The organism is Nocardia nepalensis, assembly GCF_048910785.1.
In the GTDB taxonomy this organism is placed as follows: domain Bacteria; phylum Actinomycetota; class Actinomycetes; order Mycobacteriales; family Mycobacteriaceae; genus Nocardia; species Nocardia nepalensis.
This window is the reverse complement of the sequence record NZ_JBKBET010000024.1, coordinates 1-20,331: the sequence shown is the minus strand read 5'-3', so window position 1 is coordinate 20,331 and position 20,331 is coordinate 1. Positions and strand designations below refer to the sequence as shown.

General features: G+C 60.0%; 14 protein-coding genes and 2 pseudogenes. 5 read left to right on the top strand and 11 right to left on the bottom strand.

The genetic code is table 11. The annotated features are described in order from the left end of the window. The first annotated feature begins 15 nt into the window (after window positions 1-15). Both ACHQ4I_RS20430 and ACHQ4I_RS20425 read left to right on the top strand, forming a co-directional pair. A complete protein-coding gene (locus ACHQ4I_RS20430) occupies window positions 16-5,298 on the top strand; it encodes a hybrid non-ribosomal peptide synthetase/type I polyketide synthase (protein WP_420773397.1) in 5,283 nt (1,760 codons plus the stop codon). A 16-nt stretch (window positions 5,299-5,314) separates the two neighbouring features. After that, a complete protein-coding gene (locus ACHQ4I_RS20425; protein ID WP_420773398.1) occupies window positions 5,315-5,464 on the top strand; it encodes a hypothetical protein in 150 nt (49 codons plus the stop codon). Here the strand turns inward: ACHQ4I_RS20425 and ACHQ4I_RS20420 are convergent. The 7 genes and pseudogenes from ACHQ4I_RS20420 to ACHQ4I_RS20390 form a co-directional block, all read right to left on the bottom strand. Continuing rightward, window positions 5,431-5,523: pseudogene (locus ACHQ4I_RS20420) on the bottom strand (IS21-like element ISAau2 family helper ATPase IstB); the annotation flags it as partial. The gene ACHQ4I_RS20425 and the pseudogene ACHQ4I_RS20420 sit on opposite strands and share 34 nt — an antisense overlap. Before the next feature lie 344 nt (window positions 5,524-5,867). After that, window positions 5,868-6,065, bottom strand: coding sequence for a hypothetical protein (locus tag ACHQ4I_RS20415; protein WP_420773396.1), 198 nt, complete (start codon window positions 6,063-6,065; stop codon window positions 5,868-5,870). A gap of 58 nt (window positions 6,066-6,123) precedes the next feature. Continuing rightward, a pseudogene (locus tag ACHQ4I_RS20410) lies at window positions 6,124-6,932 on the bottom strand (IS21 family transposase); the annotation flags it as partial. Window positions 6,933-7,127: 195 nt separating this feature from the next. Next, entirely contained in the window at window positions 7,128-8,048 is a 921-nt protein-coding gene (locus ACHQ4I_RS20405; protein ID WP_420773395.1) for a class I SAM-dependent methyltransferase, read from the bottom strand. Window positions 8,049-8,442: 394 nt separating this feature from the next. Next, entirely contained in the window at window positions 8,443-8,817 is a 375-nt protein-coding gene (locus ACHQ4I_RS20400) for a site-specific integrase (protein WP_420773394.1), read from the bottom strand. Between the two features lie 149 nt (window positions 8,818-8,966). Beyond that, entirely contained in the window at window positions 8,967-9,635 is a 669-nt protein-coding gene (locus ACHQ4I_RS20395; RefSeq protein WP_420773393.1) for a transposase, read from the bottom strand. 654 nt (window positions 9,636-10,289) lie between these two features. After that, on the bottom strand, window positions 10,290-10,418 hold the full coding sequence (locus tag ACHQ4I_RS20390) for a hypothetical protein (RefSeq protein ID WP_420773392.1): 129 nt from the start codon (window positions 10,416-10,418) through the stop codon (window positions 10,290-10,292). A gap of 216 nt (window positions 10,419-10,634) precedes the next feature. Between ACHQ4I_RS20390 and ACHQ4I_RS20385 the strand changes: the two genes are divergently transcribed. Further along, window positions 10,635-11,555 (top strand): decaprenyl-phosphate phosphoribosyltransferase, encoded by a 921-nt coding sequence (locus tag ACHQ4I_RS20385; RefSeq protein ID WP_420773391.1) that lies wholly within the window; start codon window positions 10,635-10,637, stop codon window positions 11,553-11,555. A 734-nt stretch (window positions 11,556-12,289) separates the two neighbouring features. After that, entirely contained in the window at window positions 12,290-12,958 is a 669-nt protein-coding gene (locus ACHQ4I_RS20380) for an O-methyltransferase (protein ID WP_420773390.1), read from the top strand. Here ACHQ4I_RS20380 and ACHQ4I_RS20375 read toward each other — a convergent pair. From ACHQ4I_RS20375 to ACHQ4I_RS20360, 4 genes are read right to left on the bottom strand one after another with little or no spacing between them, the layout of a single operon-like run. Next, window positions 12,939-14,030 carry an HAD-IIIC family phosphatase gene (locus ACHQ4I_RS20375; protein ID WP_420773389.1) on the bottom strand — a complete coding sequence of 364 codons (1,092 nt, stop codon included), beginning with the start codon at window positions 14,028-14,030 and terminating at the stop codon, window positions 12,939-12,941. The two genes, ACHQ4I_RS20380 and ACHQ4I_RS20375, sit on opposite strands and share 20 nt — an antisense overlap. A gap of 17 nt (window positions 14,031-14,047) precedes the next feature. After that, entirely contained in the window at window positions 14,048-15,160 is a 1,113-nt protein-coding gene (locus ACHQ4I_RS20370) for an acyl-CoA dehydrogenase family protein (protein ID WP_420773388.1), read from the bottom strand. A gap of 4 nt (window positions 15,161-15,164) precedes the next feature. Then, window positions 15,165-15,434 (bottom strand): acyl carrier protein, encoded by a 270-nt coding sequence (locus ACHQ4I_RS20365; RefSeq protein WP_420773387.1) that lies wholly within the window; start codon window positions 15,432-15,434, stop codon window positions 15,165-15,167. After that, window positions 15,431-16,297, bottom strand: a complete 867-nt coding sequence (locus ACHQ4I_RS20360) for a 3-hydroxyacyl-CoA dehydrogenase family protein (RefSeq protein ID WP_420773386.1) — start codon at window positions 16,295-16,297, stop codon at window positions 15,431-15,433. The genes ACHQ4I_RS20365 and ACHQ4I_RS20360 overlap by 4 nt, the downstream gene beginning before the upstream one ends. A 1,364-nt stretch (window positions 16,298-17,661) precedes the next feature. On the opposite strand from ACHQ4I_RS20360, the gene ACHQ4I_RS20355 reads away from it, so the two are divergent. Beyond that, a partial coding sequence (locus ACHQ4I_RS20355; RefSeq protein ID WP_420773385.1) for a type I polyketide synthase occupies window positions 17,662-20,331 on the top strand: 2,670 nt, incomplete at its 3' end.

Sequence of the window (20,331 nt, the reverse complement as noted above, 5' to 3'; positions counted from 1 at the left end):
GACCGAGGCTGGGATGTGGAGGGTCTGTTCGATCCCGACCCGGCCGCGGCGGGTAAGTCCTACACCCGCTCGGGTGGATTCCTGGATGCCGCAGGCGATTTCGATGCCGGATTCTTCGGAATCAGCCCGCGTGAAGCCTTGGCGATGGACCCCCAGCAACGACTGCTGCTGGAAACCTCCTGGGAAGCCTTGGAAGACGCCGGAATCGACCCCACGACACTGGCCGGCTCCACCACCGGAGTGTTCTGCGGCGTGGTGACGTCGGGTTACGGAACGATGCACGTCGGTGGCGACCCGCAGCTCGAGGGACTTCAGCTAGCAGGGCAAACCTCGAGCGTGGCCTCAGGGTGGCTGGCCCACATGCTGGGGTTGGAAGGCCCCGCTCTGACGGTGGACACGGCGTGCTCGTCGTCGCTGGTGGCATTGCACCTGGCGGTGCAGTCGTTGCGGCTCGGGGAATGCGACCTGGCCTTGGCCGGCGGCGTGACCGTGATGGCGACCCCGGCGATGTTCGTCGAATTCAGCCGGCAGCGGGGCCTGTCCGCCGATGGACGTTGCAAGTCCTACGCCGGCACCGCCGACGGCACCGGTTTCTCCGAAGGCGTCGGGGTGCTCGTGGTCGAGCGGTTGGCCGATGCCCGTGCCAAGGGCCATCAGGTGTTGGCGGTGGTGCGTGGGTCGGCGGTCAATCAGGATGGTGCCTCCAACGGGTTGACCGCACCCAACGGGCCGTCCCAGCAGCGGGTGATCCGTGCCGCGTTGGCCAGCGCGGGCATCGACGCGGCCGGGGTCGATGTGGTGGAAGGCCACGGCACCGGCACGGTCCTGGGCGACCCCATCGAAGCCCAAGCACTACTGGCGACCTACGGCCAGAACCGGCCCGCGGATCGACCCGTTTGGCTGGGGTCGATCAAATCCAACATGGGCCACACCTCGGCCGCGGCCGGTGTCGCCGGCGTGATCAAGATGGTGCAGGCGATGCGGCATGAAACGATGCCCAAGACACTGCACGTCGACGCACCCAGCCCCCACGTGGACTGGACCACCGGCGCCGTATCACTGCTCACCGAGGCACAACCATGGCCGCTGCAGCCGGGTCGGCCGCGCCGGGCCGCGGTGTCCTCCTTCGGGATCAGCGGCACCAACGCCCACGTCATCCTCGAACAAGCCGGTACCACCCTCGACGCGGCACCGGCAGGTGCACGAGATCGCGACCGTTTAGAAAGTCTTGCACCTATCGAAATTTGTGCAAGGCCCGAGATTCTGCCGTTGTCTTTTGCCCAATCGCGTTTGTGGTTCTTGGACCAGCTTTTCAGTCCTTCACCGGTCTTTAACGTCGCGTTTGGATTGAAGATCGACGGTCGACTTGATATCGAGGCGCTGAAGATGGCATTCGCTGATCTTCTCGGCCGCCACGAGAGTCTTCGCACGCTGTACCCTGCTATCGGTGGGAAGCCCCGGCAACTTCCTTTAGAGCCTCAGCAATGTGCGTTTGAACTACAGGTGACCGACGCGGCCGGATGGACGCAGAACCAATTGGAGCAGGCTATAGCGGCCGAATCCAGCAATCGCTTCGACCTAGCTAGCTCTCTACCTGTCAGGGCATCAATCTTCAGTCGTGGTGACAGTGAAAATGTGCTCGTGCTGGTAGTGCACCACATCGCAGTGGACGGATGGTCAACTTCGATACTGCTGCGTGATCTTACAACCGCATTTGCCAGTCGATGCGTGGGTAGCGCTCCGGATTGGGCGCCACTGCCCGTGCAATATATCGATTACACACTATGGCAACGCGCACAAATTGGTACCCTCGACGATCCGCATAGTCCGATTTCAAGACAACTCGCTTTCTGGAAGCAGGCTTTGGCGGACATACCCGAGCGACTCGAATTGCCCTCCGACCGCCCCTACCCAGCAGTCGCGGATTACCGCGGGGCGAACTTGGCGATAGCGTGGCCGCCGGAGCTGCAACAGCAGGTTGCTCATGTCGCTCGCGAGCACAACGTGACGACCTTTATGGTCGTTCAGGCCGCACTAGCGGTGCTGTTGTCCAGGCTTTGCTCGACAGACGATGTAGTTGTGGGATTTCCTGTCGCGGGCCGGGCGGATTCTGCGCTCAAAGAGGTCGTTGGGTGCTTCATTAATACCTTGGTGCTTCGTACTAGAGTCATGCCAGAATTGACGGTGGCGGAGCTACTGAAGCAGGTTCGAGAGCATTGTTTGACAGCGTATCGGCATCCAGATGTGCCGTTCGAACTACTTGTGGAGCAGATTAACCCTAGTAGGAATTTGTCTTATCAGCCTTTGGTGCAGGTGATGTTGGCATGGCAAAACTTTACACGCCAGGGCAACGGAGTCGCGCCTGCGGATGCGCTGGGTGATCTCGGTGCCACCCTATTGCCAGTTGATACGCACATCTCTCGTATGGATCTAACCTTCTCGTTAGAGGAACGCTGGAGTCAGTCCGGCGAGCCTGAAGGTATCTGCGGAACGTTGGAGTATCGCACGGATGTGTTCGACGCGAACAGTATCCAAATGCTCGTCGACCGCCTGCAGCGTATTATTACGGCTATGGTCGCCGACACAGATCAACGACTGTCCTCCGTGGATCTCCTTGATGCCGGTGAACACGCTCAGATCAGCAAACTCGACAATCGCACGGCGCTTTCGGCGCCAAAGGAAAATCCTGTCTCTATCACTGACGCATTTTCGGCTCAGGTGAGGCAGACGCCTGACGCGCCAGCGGTGACCTTCGATGGCCGATCCATGACTTATATAGAAGTCGACCACAGCGCAAACCGATTGGCACACTTCCTGGCCGCTAAGGGTGTCAGCCGGGGGGATCGCGTAGGGTTATTGCTGCCGCGGTCCGCAGAAGCAATTCTCGCAATGATAGCCACACTTAAACTAGGCGCCGCCTATGTGCCCATAGACCCATCGCTACCACAAGCGCGTATTGACCATATAGTCGCCGATGTGACACCTGTTGCGGTAATCACCACGGCGGAGCTAACCGGCAGGATGAGTGGGTGCGAGGCACAAATTATTGTTGCTGACAACGCATGCATAAGTGCCTATCCAGTGGAGGCGTTGCCTGCAACAAATCCCGAGGACCTCGCCTACTTGATTTACACATCAGGCACCACTGGTTCACCCAAAGGTGTCGCAACTACTCACCGCAACGCTATGCGGGAGCTCGAATCGATTCGTATCGCCACTGCACCGGGCGGAACGTGGTCGCAGTGGCACTCCTACAGCTTCGACGTCTCGGTTTGGGAGATCTTCGGTGCCCTCCTTTGCGGGGGGCGAGTGGTTGTCGTGCCAGAGTCGACGCTTCGTTCGCCGGAGGATTTTTACGCCTTGCTAATTTCCGAGCAAGTGACTGTATTAACGCAGACTCCGTCCGCCTTCTATGCCCTTGAATCCGTCGACGCGGTATCACACGAATCGCGAAAACACCTAAAGCTTCAGACCTTGATGCTTGGCGGAGAGACGGTGGATACATCGCGATTGCGAAGGTGGATGCACAATCATCCAGACCTGCCGACGGTATACAATATGTACGGACCCACTGAGGCGACCATATATGCCTCGTCGCAGGCGATCGCAGCTGGCCACATTAGCAGCGGTGCTGTCCCGATCGGACATCCGCTTGCCCATCTCGGGCTGTTCGTACTAGATAACGCATTGAATCCGGTGCCGGTTGGAGTCGTGGGCGAACTGTATGTGGCTGGCGAAGGCTTGGCGTGGGGATACTGGCAGCGCCCAGGACTGAGCGCAATGCGGTTCGTCGCCTGTCCTTATGGGCCGCCAGGGTCGCGAATGTACCGCACCGGAGATCTAGTGCGATGGCATTCCGACGGGCATCTCAACTTTTTGGGCCGGGCCGATCGGCAGGTGAAGATTCGCGGATATCGTGTAGAGATCGGCGAAATCGAGGCGGTCTTGACGGGATGCAGTGGGGTTGAGCAAGCGGTAGTTGTTGCGCGTGGCGCTGATCAGGCCAACAATAGACTAGTCGGATATTACGTTGGAACTGCGGAACCCGAGGAAATTCGTGCCGCATTGTCCGAGCGGCTCCCTGAATACATGGTTCCCGCTGCCATAGTCGGCATCGAGGCTATTCCGCTGACGATCAACGGAAAACTTGACATCCGCGCCCTTCCGGAACCTGAGTTCGGTAGTGCTGGAAAGTACGTGCCACCAACAAGCGAAACAGAAGAGGTTTTGGCAGGAATCTACGGCCAAGTGCTGGGACTTGAACAAATTGGTATCGATGATTCATTCTTTGACTTGGGTGGAAATTCCCTATCCGCAATGCACCTGGTTTCGGTAATCAGCGCGCGTTTGGGCACCTCTATTCCTGTGCGGGTGCTTTTCGAAGCTCCCACAATAAGGGCGTTGGGCCGCCGGCTACAAACGCAGGCTGATGTGCAGGCTGAGATAACGGAGCAAATAACCCCCCTGCAAATACTCAAGAACGGCGAGGGTGTCCCGCTATTTTGTATTCATCCGATGAGTGGAGTGAGTTGGCCCTACGTAACTCTTGGGCGATACCTTCGAGGTCCAGTTATCGGGATTCAGCAAAATCCATCGAGTATGCAGGATCAAGTACCGCTATCGATCGACGCCATGGCCCTGGACTACGTAGATAGAGTCCGCTCATTTCAGCCCGACGGGCCCTACAGTATTCTGGGCTGGTCATTCGGCGGTACGGTTGCCCATCAACTCGCGGTTGCGCTTCAAGAGTGCGGGCATGAAGTTGCCAATCTAATTCTACTTGATGCGCAGCCAGCGGGAGATGGCCATTTCGCTGCAGCGGAGCCGCGGGTCTATATGGAATCGGTAAGAAGAGAGATCGAGCCACTTCTTGCGGTTGATGTTAGCGACATGGAACCGATAAGAAGGGAAATTGAGTCGCTTCTTGCGGTTGATGTTAGCGACGAGGAAGGAAATCTGTCATTTTCGGAGCTAAAAGACATAATTGTGAGGCATAGCAGCTCGTTAAACTCTCAACAGATGGCCATCCTCGATGTTGTCATGCGTAACGTAGGCCGCAATATGGATTGCTATCGCGATCATTCTCCAGGCGTCTTTAAGGGTAACGTAGTTATTTACTCCGCTGTGAAGGGCAATCCTGAGGCCAGTGCATCGCTCAAGCAAAGGTGGCGGCCATATGTTACGGGAAATATTGATATCTATCCCGTGGATTGTGCGCATGAAGACATGCTGACCGATTATTCGCTTAGTTTGTACGGTCACCATATTCAGCGCACTATAGCGCCTGGAGAAAAGTAGTGCCGGGCGCGAATATATGAGTACCTCCGCCGATATCAAGGGACAGGCGTCGCCCGTGATGCTGCGCTCCACCTTCTTGGACGTCGCGATCAGCCAGGCGCCTTCGGAGCGGTACGAGACCGGTTGGAAGAACGGATTGGTGCCTGCGTTCCCCAACGGGACGTAGCCCACTTCGTCGATTACGAGGACCGGGTAGCGGCCGAGCTTGATCAGCTCGGCCTCCAACCTTCGCCTGCGGTGGGCCGCGGCAAGGCGGGTGACCTATTCGGCGGCGATGGCGAACGCGACCCATTGCCCGGGCGCGGCAGGCCCGGATCGCTAATCCGATGGCGAGGCGGGTTTGCCGGTTCCGGGCGGGCCTCGGGAACATCACATTCTCGTTCGCGGTAACGAAATCCAGGGTATCCAGATCCGCGATCACGCCTGTTTCAACCCGTGTGCGTGACCGAAGTCGAACTCCTCCAACGATTCCGGTAGGGGAACCACACCGAGCGGATGTCCCTCACCGCCGCGGGATTCGTGGGCGGAGACTTCGCGTTGCGGCAGGCGACGAGCGATTCCTCGTGGGTCTAGTTCGCGGCGCGAGTGCGTTTGGTCAGCAGGTGCGCGGGTTCGGGCAGCGACAGCGCCATCAACGCCCGGGTCTGGAAGTCGAACTCGGCGTCGGAATACGATGTCGTGCTTGATGTTTCAGAATCGGTGGTTCTGGTTCGTCCAGGTATCAGGCCATCCCCGCCTTCGATGTTGATGCCCAGCGCGGGTGTCACAGTCGGTCGGTCAGACAGCGTTGCTCGACCTGCGGCTCGTGAAGCTGGGCGGAGTACACCGATCCCGCCGCGCTGCGCGCCGCCACCCGGTCTGCGGCGCGACCAGCGACAGCCTCAGAATCGCTAGGCGCTCCGCGGTGATCCGCTCGGTTGGCGCGCAACCGAGCGCGCGCCGCGGCCGGGCATTCATCCAACTCCAGCCACTCATCGTGTTGAGGCTTGAAATCGGTTGGGCCGCTGTAAGATCACCCCGGGAACGATCGCTCCAAATGGTCATGAACCCGCTCGATCATGCCCTTCGTTTCCGGATCAGCGGGCTTGCGGACGAGCACCCTGGTTCCCAGGGCTCCCTGGAACGCTTGGCATTCGGCAGTCAGTTCGCGGCGTCCGCCACGCCAACTCCAGCACCATCGTCAGGACTGGCAGCTGTTCAGGACCGCGGACTTGTCCGGACCCGACTGGCAGATCGATCGGCGGGAACCAGAAATCGCACTTCGCGATGTCGCCGGCGACAAGGCGGTCCGCGATGCTGGATCCGGAGGCAGATACGCCGACCGCAGCTCGGCGACCCGCCCCGAAAATATCTGGATCGTACGAGTCCAACCGATCCGTTCGATGATCACCGTCGTCGGTGTCGCCGGATCGGCCCGTAGCAACTCGCGGGTTCGCGGCTCGACCGCGTCCAAGTTCGGTCCCTTGAGTGGGCGCGGCGCTGATACTTCGGTGGGGTGAGGGCTCGTCCGAGGCTAGGGCCTGCTTCACGGTGTTGCGGCGGGACAAGCCCACGAACTGGCGATCGCCTGGATCGGCATATCCTCCGACCGGCGCCAAACGACAAATCTCACCCGTATCCTCCACAGCAAGCATCCCTTCGGTCCTCCCTGGCTCGGATCGAGCCAGGGAGGACCGACCAGGTGGTCTATTTGAGGCGGCGCGCGGTGGTCATCTTTCACGTGCTGACGAGCTGCTGATTAAGGGCCGTGCACTCGGTGACAGTAGACAACATCTGGGATGAATTGCCTCGTGCCTGCTGGGCGCGTTTGATCGGGATGCGCATGCAGGTCAGGAAATGTCGGCGTGGTTTCTCGCGTCACGGCGATTGGAATTCAGACGTTGGACTGTGACGATTCCTATCCAGTCGTCGGTCGAATACGGGAATTGCCCGCCAGGTGCGTATCGCCTTGCCAGATCTGGTACACGTACGTGATCGCATTCGGTGAAATCGTACTTGGCTAACAAAGTGGTTAAACCTTTTGGCGTGAAGCCACTGCGGTATGGCTCACCACCCTGCCGGCCTGACCTTGAGGTACGACGGGCCCCGGCGAGGACATGATCACCGGTGACGATTTCAGGGTCGCCGTAGTCGAGAACTAAGCGGCTACCAGCCGCGGATAATCCCGCGAGATCCGCGACGGTGCGCTCGAACGCTGCTGGAGTCAAGTAGAAGCTGACACCAATCCAGGTCACTAAACACGGTCGTGAAGGATCGAACCCGGCTTCGGCAAGACGTTGAGGCAACGGGTCGTGTTCGAAATCGCATGGAACCCATCGGATCCGAGAATCAACAGGTATGTTTTTGCTCTCGTTAATACGAAGTTTCTTACGGAGGGTCAACGGTGCGTCGACCTCGAATATCGATACGTCAACATCCTTGATCCGTAGGCTGGTGGTATCAAAGCCTGCCCCCAGCAGGACGATCTGATCGATACCAGCGTCAATGGCTTGACGGCAAGCATCGTCGGTGTAACGGACCCGCAGAACGACGTGGGTATGAAGGCCTGTGTAGAAGCGGTCTGACGCCCGTAGCGAGGCCCGCGCAAGGGGCGGGAGAGCAAGCAGTGGAGCAAACCGTCCGGCGTACATGCGCGAGTATCGATCATCAAGCAGCCGTCGATCTGCCGGTTGAAGCGATTCTGCGGCGCGTTGTGCGGCATTGAATTGAGCCGTCAGGCTGGGTCGGTGGTCGATGCGACGCCGTTTCACGAGCCTACAATGCCACAGCCTCTGGCGGTGCGTCACGCGATAGTGTCAAATCTTGTGAATGGGGTTGTCTCTCAGGTGACGTCCGCGTCGGCAGGTGAGCCTCCGTTTCTTGGGCGTGACGTTGGACGGGTCGTTCTGGGAGTTGGCCTTTGTGGAATACCGGGCCGTTGTGGACGAGGGTGACCAGGCGCCGGACGTTGACCGCGTTGGTGTACTCGATATAGCGACGTAGCCGCTCCGTCGAATGTTCAGTACGGTGGCTTACGCTAGCGTGCAAGGGTTCTCGTTGATCGCTCGGCGCGAGGTTGCCCAAGGTCTTTTCGAGCTCGTGGCGAGTTGCTGATTCGCCGGCAACCCGCGGGCGGTAAGTTGGTAGGTTTCCCATCCGTTCGGCTCAGCGAGATCCCTGGAGGACGCGGCCTACGCAGGATCCCTCTGCGGCAAACTGCAGTGTGGAGCTGCGGATTTCGGCCTCGCCGCTGTGAACAGCTGAGTCAGCGAGCTCCGGGAGGCGGTGGGGCGGAGTGAGGATCGTGGTAATTGCCAGCGCACCCTCTGATCGCTGAGCCAGCCCGCCTGCTCCAAACACATAGTTCCTGGCGAGATCGCCGTACTCCTGGTGCAGGTGATCAGCGTAGAGCCGGACCAGTTCGGTGCTGATCGGGATGCTGCGCGAGGTCGACGATTCCATGCGAGCCCCGCTGTCCTTGTCGCGTCGACAAATCGTCAACTCACGCTCGGCGGTGAAGTCTTCATGTCGAAGCTCCAACGCTTCGCCGATCCGTGCAGTACCGCGAAAAGGAATCAGTCTCGCAGATGTCCGCAGGAGTCCGGGATCGATTGTGCCTCAGCGACGTCCAGCACGCGCAGCAGCTTCTTCGGCGACTTCAGCTCGAGCCTGGTGTGTTAACCATCCGTTCATTTTCGCTGTCTGGCCAGTCGATGGGACATGAGCATGAACGATCTGACCATGGCTTCGTGGTGTTCGGGTAGCCCTTTCGTAGTCGCGGACACAGCGTCGGCGTCGGCAGATCCACGCCAGCGTACGTTCGACCACCCACCTGCGAGAATCACTTCGAACCCCGTCGCGGAATCGGCGCGCTTTACGATCTGAAACCTGAGCGCCAGAACAGTTTTCGCCCACCGGACCAGTGTGACCGCGTAGGCGCCCTCGGCCCAGCCCAGGCTGATCGTGTCGAACATCGCCCGCAACCGAATCAGCGCGGGCCCGGCTGCGTCGCGGTCCTGGGTGTTCGCGCCGGTCACCAGCACGACCAGCAGCAAGCCCAGCGTGTCCACGATGACGTAGCGCTTGCGACCCGCCGCAGTCGGCTCGGACTCGCGCCCTTCGTCGCGGCGCAGTTGTTTACGCAGGTTAGTGTGGATCGCGTCGAGATCGCCGCTGTTCCACCAGCGAGCGAATGCGTCGTAGACCGCGTGCCAGGGCGGCAGATCGGCCGGGACGTTGCAGCCCTTGTCTGCGAGATAGAAGATGCCGTCGAGGATTTCGCGGCGGCAGAACTCCTCGGGTCGGCCCCCGGCCCCGTCGAGCCAGGCCGGCCACGGCAGCTGCCAGGCACTGCCCATTGCGCGTCGGTGGTGTCGGAGGTGTAGCGGCGAGCGCGAACCGGACGGCGGGTGCCGTGTCCGAGCCGGCATGCCACGCAGGCCCAGGTGTTCTCGGGGACGCTAAAACTGGAAGCGGGAGAGTAGAACGACATGGCGGGACCTTTTGGAGCGAAAGGTTTGTGGTAATTCCCAGTGCTACCACCAGGTCCCGTTCCACGAGAGACACCGCCGTCGGTGTCGAGGGCATAACCGCTGGGCACAGCCACCGGACCAGTGTCAATCACCCTGCTGTTCAACAGTATCGGCGATCGTGAATAAACCCGCGGGTGCTTGATCGGACAGCCTCGCGCGACGAGGCGCTTGAGCTTCGAACCCAGCCCTTCCACCTGCGCCCGTTCGGTGGTCGCGATGCCCAGCTCAGTGGCGACCTGTCCTGACCGCAAGCCGTGTTCGGCTTCGACGAGTACGGCCATGATCTCCTCGTAGTCGTGCAGGCAGCACCCGGCGTCCATCCCGTCGAGTCGCGGCGGCACCAGCACGGCGCCAATCGGCGAAACCGGTTGCCGAACACCATGTTCCGCGTCGCTACCATTCTCATCAGGCTGGGCGTTCAGCACCGGGGTCTCGACCTCGGTCTCGGACAAGATCTCGCTCACGTTTCCCGCGTGATGATCAACCGCGCCAAACGCTGCTGGCCAGACCCAACTGCGAGGTCAACTCCGCGATCTGGCCCCGCATCCGCTCAACCTGCTCCGTGACCTCGGCTTCGCGTCGAGCGAGTTCCTCACGCCACGACACCATCGCCGCCTCCCGGAATCGGCCACTTCACCGACGATAAGCCGACGACAACGAATACAACAGCCCCGCAACGATTCCCGCAGCTCGCAACCCCGCAGACATTAACCGATCAGTTTACCGACGGGCACTTACTCTGGCGGCGAACAGATGCTAGGTTCGAGGCGCCGCGAGTTCGGACCGATGAGCGGGCGAAGACAACAAGTGAGGGCGGAGCCATCCATGACGAATGAGCTTGAGCCGTGGCGAGAAGCTGCGGAGACTCCCACTGCCACGGCCGGGCTCGTGAAGGCAGTGCGACCTCGGCAATGGATCAAGAATTTCCTCGTCGTTGCCGCACCGTTGGCCACGCTTGGCGGTGGTGTGCACTACGAGTACCGAGATGTCCTATACAAGTCCGGCATCGCATTCGTAGTGTTTTGCATGGCGGCGTCGACGATCTATCTGATCAACGATATCCGCGACATCGAAGCTGACCGGCAGCACCCGACAAAATGCATGCGGCCTATCGCTGCTGGCATAGTGTCACCCGTCCTTGCTTACACTACGGCAATAGTGCTGGCTTGCCTGTCTCTGACGGTAGCGCTCGTGACTTCGCGAGCGCTCGCGGTGGTCATTGCAGTCTATCTCGCTATCCAACTAGCCTATTGCTTCGGTCTCAAACATCAGGCTGTCCTCGATATTTGCATCGTATCCTCCGCATACCTTATCAGGGCAATTGCGGGCGGCGCAGCTACAGGCATCCCGCTCTCGCAGTGGTTCCTGCTAGTAATGGCATTTGGATCGTTGTTTATGGTCGCTGGTAAGCGCTACGCAGAGCTTCAAGTCGCTGAACGAACCGGCGCCAAGATCCGAAGGTCGTTGGAGAGTTACACTGCCACCTACCTGCGATTCGTGTGGACTATGTCGGCCGTCGCGGTCGTGGTGTTCTACGCGCTTTGGGCATTTGAACGGGGTGGGCACTCCGGGCCCTGGTTTACGGTCTCGTTGATTCCCATCACCGTGGCGGTCTTGCGATATGCCGTTGACGTAGACGGAGGGATAGCTGGTGCACCGGAGGACATCGTTCTAAGGGACAGGGTGCTTCAGTGCCTAGGGGGCGTTTGGATCGCTACGTTGGGTGTAGCGATCGTCTCTGCTTGAACTGTAGCAGGACGAAAGGAAGTGAAATGTCGATAGGCTACACACGTTCTTCCAATGAGTTTCGCAACGCCATCACGGTCTACGATCGAACCACATTTTTCGCGGCTGATGCTGAACGGATGTGGGATGAAATCACGACGGGAGATCACAAATTTCTCCCTGGTGCAGAGAGTCAGTGGCGCACAAGCCGGCCTCATGGTGTCGGTTCACTACAAGATTTCAAGGTTGGGCCTTTCTCCCTTAAATGCCGGTATTACGAATGGGATGAAGCTGATCGATACAATGCTTTCTATTTAGAAAATCCCCCCTTAGGGTATCGAGATTATATCGAGGAAATTCGAGTGTCGCCAACCGCTGGCGGATCCCTTCTTTGGTATCGGATTGCATTGGTTCCGATACCGATAGTTAGACCGTTTATCCCTTTGGTATCAATAGGCATGACCATCTTTATAAGGATCTGGGGCAATTTCTTTCTCAGGCGTTATTTGAGGGCACACCTTTAACGTCATCGGATCATCGATTGCGCAGTGTTCTCATCGCCGCAATCATCGACTGCAATAGAACGCGAAGTTTATATCCCGTCTGCGGGCGTCAATTGCATACCTTTCTCTCATGGGTGCACTCCGAGGCCGGCGGGAGGAGTGGGAACTCAGGGTATTGTCGCGACACGTTAGTTGCGAGGGCTTGTTCGCAAACCCGAAAATCTTAACCAGGGACTTAAGTCTAGGAGAAACATGGCCGACCAGACCGAGCTCTCCGCGGAGCTTCTAACGTATTTTCGTGATGCTTCGCTGCGGGAAGACGTGATTTTGCGTGAGCTGCGTGAGGAGACGAAGGCCTATCCGATGGGGTACGTCATGCAGGTGATGGCGGAGGAGGGCCAACTGCTAGGGCTCCTGGTTGCCTTGATGAAGGCTCGATTGGTGCTGGAGGTCGGGACCTTCACGGGTTACAGCACGCTGTGCATGGCGAGAGCGCTCGCCCCGGGCGGGCGTCTGGTGACGTGTGACATCTCCGAGAAGTGGCCGATGATCGGCGTGCCGTACTGGGAACGGGCTGGTGTCGCTGATCGGATCGACATACGGATCGGCGACGCCAAGTCGACGTTGGCAATGCTCATCGACGAAATGGATTGTGGTGTCGTGGATTTTGCGTTCATCGACGCGGACAAGGCCAACTACCGCGAGTACTATGAAGCGACGCTCACGCTGCTCCGCCCTGGCGGCTTGATCGTGCTGGATAACACTCTGTTCTTCGGCCGAGTTATTGATGCGAAGCAACAGGATCCTGACACTGTTGCGATCCGGGAACTCAATACGTTCCTGCGGGACGATGATCGGGTCGACTTGTCGATGTTGACAATGGCCGATGGCATCACTTTGGTTAGGAAGAAGGAGCTTTGACGCCTGCCGACGCGAGATCTGCTGTGACGAGTCGCATGGTGCTCGGCAACTCCCGAGAGTCCGGCACCAGGTGCAGGCGCTGGATGTCGTCAGCTCCGGGCACTGTGCTCAGGCAGGCGCAGTCACCATCGACGAAACCGGCGAAGCGGTAGGCGATCTCCATCATCCGATTGCGTTGGGTGGCACGGAAATCGGCAACAAGGTGGACGTCTGCCCGGGCGGCTTGGTCGACCAGCCAGTTCAGGATGGCGGTCCCCACACCAAAGGAGACCACTCGACATGAGGTTGCCAGCAGTTTGAGGTGCCAGCAGTCGACCCGCTTCTCCAGAAGCAGCACGCCGATTGCACCATGTGGTCCGAATCGGTCGGTCAAGGTGGCCACCAGTACCTCATGCGCGGGGTCGGCGCACAGCTCCCGAAGTACGGTGTCGGAGTAGTGCACGCCGGTGGCGTTCATCTGACTGGTCCGCAAGGTCAGTTCCTCGACCCGGGACAATTCCGCGGCATCGGCTCTGCCGATGCACAGTTCGAGTTCCAGCGAGCGCAGGAATTCTTCGTCGGGACCGGTGAACGCCTCACGGTCGGCGTCCCGCTTGAAGCCTGCCTGATACATCTGGCGCCGCCGCCGTGAGTCGACAGTCACGTCTCGCGGGCTGAATTCGGGGAGGCTGGGCAGCGCCAACAGGTGGTCGGGCGAATAGCACCGCACATCTGGTAGGTGGAACGCGACTTCGGCGCGCTCGGCAGACTGGTCATCAATGAAGGCGATCGTGTTGTGTGCGAAGTTCAGTTTGTCCGCGATCTGGCGTATGGAGTCCGATTTGGGTGCCCAGCCGATGTGGGGGAGCACAATGTATTCGGCGATCCCGAGCGCTTCGAGCCGGGGCCACGCAAGGTCGTGATCATTCTTGCTGGCCACCGACTGCAGGATGCCGCGTGCATCGAGCGTGCGGATCACCTCCCTGACTGCTTCGGTAGCCTGGACGTGTCTGTCCTCGAGCAAGGTTCCTGCCCACAATGTGTTGTCAAGGTCCCAGACGAGGCATTTCACCAAGGTGGGTGTGTCGGTCATAGCAGACTCCGTTACGTTCACAGCGATGCGGTTAATGCGTGCTGAGCCAAGATGAGTTGGCAGATCTCGGTGCTTCCCTCGATGATTTCCATGAGTTTCGCGTCCCGGTAGGCGCGTGCGACTAGATGACCGTCCTGCGCCCCGGCCGACGCCAGCACCTGCACTGCCGCTGCGGCGCCCTTTACAGCCTGGCTTGCGCTGACGTGTTTGGCGAGCACTGTTGCGACGGCCATGTCAGGAGAGCTCGAATCCCAACAGCGGCTGGCGTGTTCGCAGATTCGGGTCGCGATTTGTTCGGAGGCCAGCAATTCGGCCAGGTGTCGTCCGACGAGTTGGTGCTCGGCGAGTGGTTTGCCGAATTGTTGACGGGACCGGGCGTGTGAGCTCGCCGCAGCAAGACAGGCCCGCAGTATGCCGACGCAACCCCACGCTACCGATATCCGACCATAGGTGAGCGCTGTTGTGGCAAGTAGCGCCAAGGACTGTTTCGCGCCGCCGAGCACATTGCTCATCGGCAACCGAACGGAATCGAATAGGACGTTGGCGTGCCCGGCCGCTCGGCAGCCCAGTGGATCCGCTACCCGCTGTACGTGTACCCCCGGGGTGGATGTGGGCACGACAACCGCGGCGGAATCGTCGCCGTATCGACAGAAGACCACGAGCAGATCGGCATAGTGTGCAGCGGTCATCCACACCTTCTGTCCGGTGAGGATGACAGAGTCGCCGTCGTCGCGCACAGTGGTGTCGATCGCGGACAGATCGCTGCCGGCTTGCGGCTCGCTGAACCCGACGGCCGCTAACTGGCCACTTGCCAGCTGCGCCAGGTACTGATGCCGCTGCTCGATATCGGCCAGGCGCTGGATCGTCCATGCCGCCATGCCCTGTGAGGTCATCACGCTGCGCAGCGAGCTGCATAGGCTTCCCACATGGGCAGTGAACTCCCCGGTGGACAGGCTGTCGAAACCGATACCGCCGTACTCCTGGGGTATCTGGGGGCACAGCAACCCGCGGGTGCCGAGGTCCCGCAGCACTTTTTCCGGGATCAGCCCGGCCAGATCCCACGATTCGGGATGTCCGCCGACAAGCTTGTCGACGATTGCGCATTCTTCGGCAAGCCGCTCGGACGTCATCAACTTACTGACGTCGCAGGACGAGCTCGGTCATGGTGTTCACCGAGCGAAAGTTCGCCAATTGCAGGTCGGCTCCGACGATTGCGATACCGAAGAACTGTTCGAGCTGGACAACCAGTTCCATCGCGAACATCGATGTGACAAGACCGCGAGCAAACAGGTCTTGGTCGGCTGTCACCGAAGTCTTCAGCCTGGCCTCAAGGAAAGAGAGTAGTTTGTGCTGGATAGTTTCCCTGGTCGCCGCCGTGGCTGCCACCGATTGTTCCGATGTCACGAGAGTACCTCTCCGTATTCATAGAAGCCTTGGCCCGACTTGCGGCCGAGTTGCTGCCTTTCGACTTTTTCCAGCAGGAACTGGCATGGCCGGAAACGTTCCTCACCGGTCCGCTCATACAGCGCGGCAAGCGAATCAACTAGGTTGTCCAGGCCGATCAGATCCGCAGTTCGCAGTGGTCCGGTTGGATGACCAAGACAGCCTTGCATGAGGGTGTCCACCGCTTCTGCCGTGGCGATTCCCTGGCCGACAATGCGCGCCGCGTCGTTAATCATGGGGTGCAGCAGCCGACTGGTGACAAAGCCGGGCGAGTCCTGGACGAGCACCGCTTGTCGGTCAAGAGCAGTTAGCAACTCTTCGACCGCTGTCATGGTGGCCTGCGCAGTGCGCGGTCCCCGGACAACCTCGACCATCTTGATGAGATAGGCCGGATTCATGAAGTGCGTACCTACGAGATCTTCGGGACGGGGCAGCCCATCGGCTAGTTCGTCGATCGGGATTCCCGATGTGTTGGTAATCAAGGGTGTTCCCGGAGGGACAGCTTCTGACACCCCGGCCAAGAGCTTGTGCTTCAAGCTGAAATCTTCAGTGACCGCTTCGATAACGGCAGTCGTGCCCATCGCGGAACCGACCGATGTGCTCGTCTGCAGCTCTCCTGGTCGTCGCTCCTGGGGGAGCGCCGAGAGCAGCTGGGCGTGCCGCAATTGCTGGGCTATCCGGTTCCGCGCCTGTCCGAGAATCTCCTCGTCCACGTCGACAAGAAGCACGGGAATGCCGTGCCCAACAGCCGTTGTGGTGATGCTTGACCCCATCACTCCTGCCCCGAGGACAATCAGCTGCTGTGCTCGTGGTCCTGCGTCCATCACTTCTTCCCCTCCGGTCCCCGTACGAAGGAGCATGCCTGTTGCGAGACGACTAGGCAAGATCTTGTTACAAGCCAAGATTCGAGCTAAGGATCGAAACAGACACAGCGCCGATCTGTTTCGCGTTGTCGAGCGGAATCTGTGAACCCCGGTGAGCCTGGTCAGGCCACGAATTCTGTGTTGATGGTCTACTTCGCTGGTTCGTTGACCCAGGCCGCGGTCGGCAGCTTGGGTGGGGTAGGTGATCGCCAGAACCAAGTCGGGTGGCTGCGTCGGCGGCCGACGGGATCGCGGCGCGTTCGGTGCAGATCTGGTGCGATGGCGCCGTGAATCGTTGCGGGCGTGTGCAATCCGATGCCGAACTGCAGGTGATCCTTGTCGGAGTAGCTGAAGAATGCCGGCCAGCATCACTGCGCTTCTCGGGGGCGTCGAACCTGTCCGGGAGCGCCGGGTAGTACTTCAGTGTCTCGAAATTCAGCTCCGAGTACGGATGTCGTTACGGACGTGCGGACGCGAGTGCGATGGGGCGATCTGCAAGTCGACCAGCAGCTTGGAGACAGGTTTGCTGACCATCGGACCGCCGTTGCGGGCAAGGATGTAGGCGCACAGACTACCGTTGTTGGCGGCGATCGAGTCCAGTTGAAATTACTTTGCCCGCCACTGGGATTCGTGTGGGTCCACCGCTCGGTGGATCACCTTGCGGGAGAAGATATTCAGCATCATCACCAGCAGCGTTAGTAGATGATGCTTTGAATGGATCGGCCAATCTCGTTGCTTCCCAACCTGGTTCGGGACGGCGGCCACACATTGGGGCATGGTCCGCGCCGGCCGGGCAGCCCGGCGTCGGCGTTCACGCACTTCGCTGTGGCCGCGCAGCAGACGGTACATCGTCGAGATCGAGACAGGTAAGTACCTTTGTCGAGCGGGATCGCCGATACCTGCACCGGGGACTTCCCGATCAACCGACACTCCGCGCGCAAGCGCGCGTTCTCCGCTTCCCGCAGCGAAGCCCGCCGCGCCGACTCGGAGCGGGTTGGCATCAGCCCAGTTCCCTTGGCGGCCACCGCATCCAAAGCACCCGCGTCGCGAGTTCTACTGTGTCTCAGCGCCCGGAAATGTGGCGTTGCCAGATCATGTACCTCTTGCTAACCTTCGTCCGAAGGTGGAGTCGGGGTCGCTCTTAGGGGGTGGATGTGCCAGGTCGAGAATCGGCGTGTTCCTGTCCTCAAGTTATCCGTTCGACTTGGCCGAGCTGCGGCGTTGGATGCTCCGTCAGCGCGACCGACAGTTAGCCGGTCCCGAATTGCCGTCCCATTGTTTGGTGGCCATCGCGGATCGCGCTTGAACGTGAGAGGCACGTTTATATGGGCGATGTTCGCGAGTCGGGTTATTCGATCGACGACGGAATTGCCATTGTCGGGATCTCTTGCCGATTTCCGGGCGCAGCCGATCCCATCGAATTCTGGAACCTTCTCGCATCGGGATCCGATGCGATTACCGAGATACCTGCAGATCGGGCCACGCTACATGAGCTGAGAAATGCGGTCGGTGAGCCCGGGGTGGGGTTGGGTGGGTTCCTGCCGTGGGTAGACCTATTCGATCCCGAATTCTTCGGGATTTCACCCGGTGAAGCGGCGGCTATCGATCCGCAACAGCGAATTATGCTTGAGCTGGCTTGGGAGGCGCTGGAAGACGCGGGGATCAAGCCGGATGGTGGTACGCCGAATATGGGCGTGTTTCTCGGCACAATGTCCGACGACTATTCCGCGCTGACTCATCGGCTTGGGCAGATTTCTTCGTATACTTTCACAGGCCTGCAACGGAGCCTGATTGCGAACCGAGTGTCGTTCGCGCTCGGTTTAACGGGTCCCAGCTTGACAGTAGACTCCGGCCAATCTTCTTCCCTGATAGCTGTCCACCTCGCGTGCGAGAGCATCCGGTCCGGATCATCGCAGGTTGCACTTGCAGGCGCGATCAATTTGAATTTCGCACCGCAGAATTGGCTGTCGGCTGCCAAACTCGGAGTTCTCTCGCCTGATGGCAAGTGCTATGCATTCGATTCCCGTGCAAATGGGTATGTTCGCGGTGAAGGAGGTGGTGTGCTTGTTCTCAAGCGCTACCAACAGGCGGTGGCGGACGGGGACAGGATTTACTGCGTCATTCGCGGTGAGAGCACTAACAACGGCGGGCAAGGAAGTGAGTTCTTAGTTCCCAGCCAGGTTGCGCAAGAAGAGTTGCTGCGATCCGCTTATCGGAATGCAGGCATCGACTGTAGTGATGTGGAGTATGTCGAGCTCCACGGTGCGGGGACGCGAGTGGGGGATCCCGTCGAGGCGGCCGCACTCGGCGCGGTACTCGGACACGCCGCTCAGCGGGACAAGCCGCTTCTGATCGGATCGGTCAAGACCAACATCGGCCATCTCGAGGGCGCGGCGGGCATCGCAGGAATTATCAAAGTCGCGCTTTCGCTCAAGCACGGATCGATACCTCCCAGTCTGAATTACCGGGAACCCAACCCGAGCATCCCGGTCGACGACTTGGGACTACGCCTGAATATCGGCTTGTCCGCGCTGCGCGGTTCCCGACGCGGTCCTTCAATAGCAGGCGTCTCTTCATTTGGCCTCGGCGGCACAAATGCTCATGTGGTGTTGGAGCAGGTTCGGGTGGAGTCGGGGCCTGATCGGGTTGGGGTGCAGTCTGTTTCGGGGGGTGGGCCGTGGTTGTTGTCGGGTCGTAGTGCGGCGGGTTTGCGGGCTCAAGCGGGGAAGTTGCGGGAGTTCCTTGCCGAGCGCCCCGACGTGGATGTGGCTGATGTGGGGTTGTCGTTGGCGACGACCCGGACGCGGTTTTCCCACCGGGGGATAGTTGTTGGTGGGGATCGGGAGCGGTTGCTTGCGGGGTTGGCTGCGCTCGCCGAAGGTGGGCCGGCGTCGAATGTCGCGACCGGCACTGAGTTGCACGGTAAGACGGTGTTCGTGTTCCCGGGGCAGGGGTCACAGTGGCTGGGGATGGGACGTGAACTGCTGGATTCCTCGCCGGTGTTCGCCGAACAGATGCAGGCGTGCGCTCAGGCGTTGAGCGAATTCGTTGACTGGTCGTTGTTGGATGTGGTTCGCGGTGTAGACGACGATGACGACGGTTCAGCGCTGGATCGTGTCGATGTGCTGCAGCCGCTGTTGTGGGCGGTAATGGTGTCCCTTGCCGAGCTGTGGCGCTCCTACGGTGTGCAGCCCGATGCCGTGGTCGGTCATTCCCAGGGCGAGATCGCGGCCGCCTATGTAGCCGGTGCGTTGTCGCTGCGGGAGTCGGCTCGCATTGTCGCATTGCGGAGTAAAGCATTGCAGCGGTTGGCAGGGCGCGGCGGGATGATGTCGCTGGGCATGGCATATCAGCAGGCAACCGAGCGGATGAATCAGTTCGCCGGGCGTTTGTCGATTGCCGCTGTCAACGGGGCCGACTCGGTCGTGGTGTCGGGTGATTCCGACGCGTTGGACACACTGCTGAGTCAATGCTCGGCGGAAGGGATTCGGGCCAGCCGGATCGCGGTGGATTACGCGTCGCATTCCGCGCAAGTGGAAGTGCTGCATGACGAGCTCGCGGCGACCCTGTCGTCGTGCAGCGCTGTCTCGAGTCGTATTCCGTTCTATTCCACGGTGACTGGCGAGCAGATCGACACCGCCGCGTTGGATGGCCAGTACTGGTACCGGAATCTGCGGCAGACGGTGCAGTTCGAATCGGCTACCTCGGCGTTGTTGTCGGCAGGACATTCGGTGTTCGTCGAGGTGAGTCCGCATCCGGTGCTGACGATCGGGGTGCAGGAAACCATCGACGCGGTCGGTGCCGATGCAGTGGCAGTGCATACGCTGGTCCGTGACCAGGGCGGGCTGGATCGGTTCAAGGCCGCAGTGGGTCGAGCACACGTGTGTGGTGTGGCCGTGGATTGGGCGACAGTCTTCGCCGGCACGGGTGCGCGACGAACACCGCTACCAACCTACGCATTCCAACGGCAACGGTTTTGGCTGGACACGGCGGCG

Excerpts from the sequence above, each read along its gene's own strand:
- ACHQ4I_RS20390 (WP_420773392.1), bottom strand. The coding sequence starts at position 10,418 with ATGGTGTCGTGGCGTGAGGAACTCGCTCGACGCGAAGCCGAGGTCACG.
- ACHQ4I_RS20425 (WP_420773398.1), top strand. The coding sequence starts at position 5,315 with ATGAGTACCTCCGCCGATATCAAGGGACAGGCGTCGCCCGTGATGCTG.
- ACHQ4I_RS20380 (WP_420773390.1), top strand. The coding sequence starts at position 12,290 with ATGGCCGACCAGACCGAGCTCTCCGCGGAGCTTCTAACGTATTTTCGT.
- ACHQ4I_RS20375 (WP_420773389.1), bottom strand. The coding sequence starts at position 14,030 with ATGACCGACACACCCACCTTGGTGAAATGCCTCGTCTGGGACCTTGAC.
- ACHQ4I_RS20360 (WP_420773386.1), bottom strand. The coding sequence starts at position 16,297 with ATGGACGCAGGACCACGAGCACAGCAGCTGATTGTCCTCGGGGCAGGA.
- ACHQ4I_RS20385 (WP_420773391.1), top strand. The coding sequence starts at position 10,635 with ATGACGAATGAGCTTGAGCCGTGGCGAGAAGCTGCGGAGACTCCCACT.
- ACHQ4I_RS20395 (WP_420773393.1), bottom strand. The coding sequence starts at position 9,635 with ATGGGCAGTGCCTGGCAGCTGCCGTGGCCGGCCTGGCTCGACGGGGCC.
- ACHQ4I_RS20370 (WP_420773388.1), bottom strand. The coding sequence starts at position 15,160 with ATGACGTCCGAGCGGCTTGCCGAAGAATGCGCAATCGTCGACAAGCTT.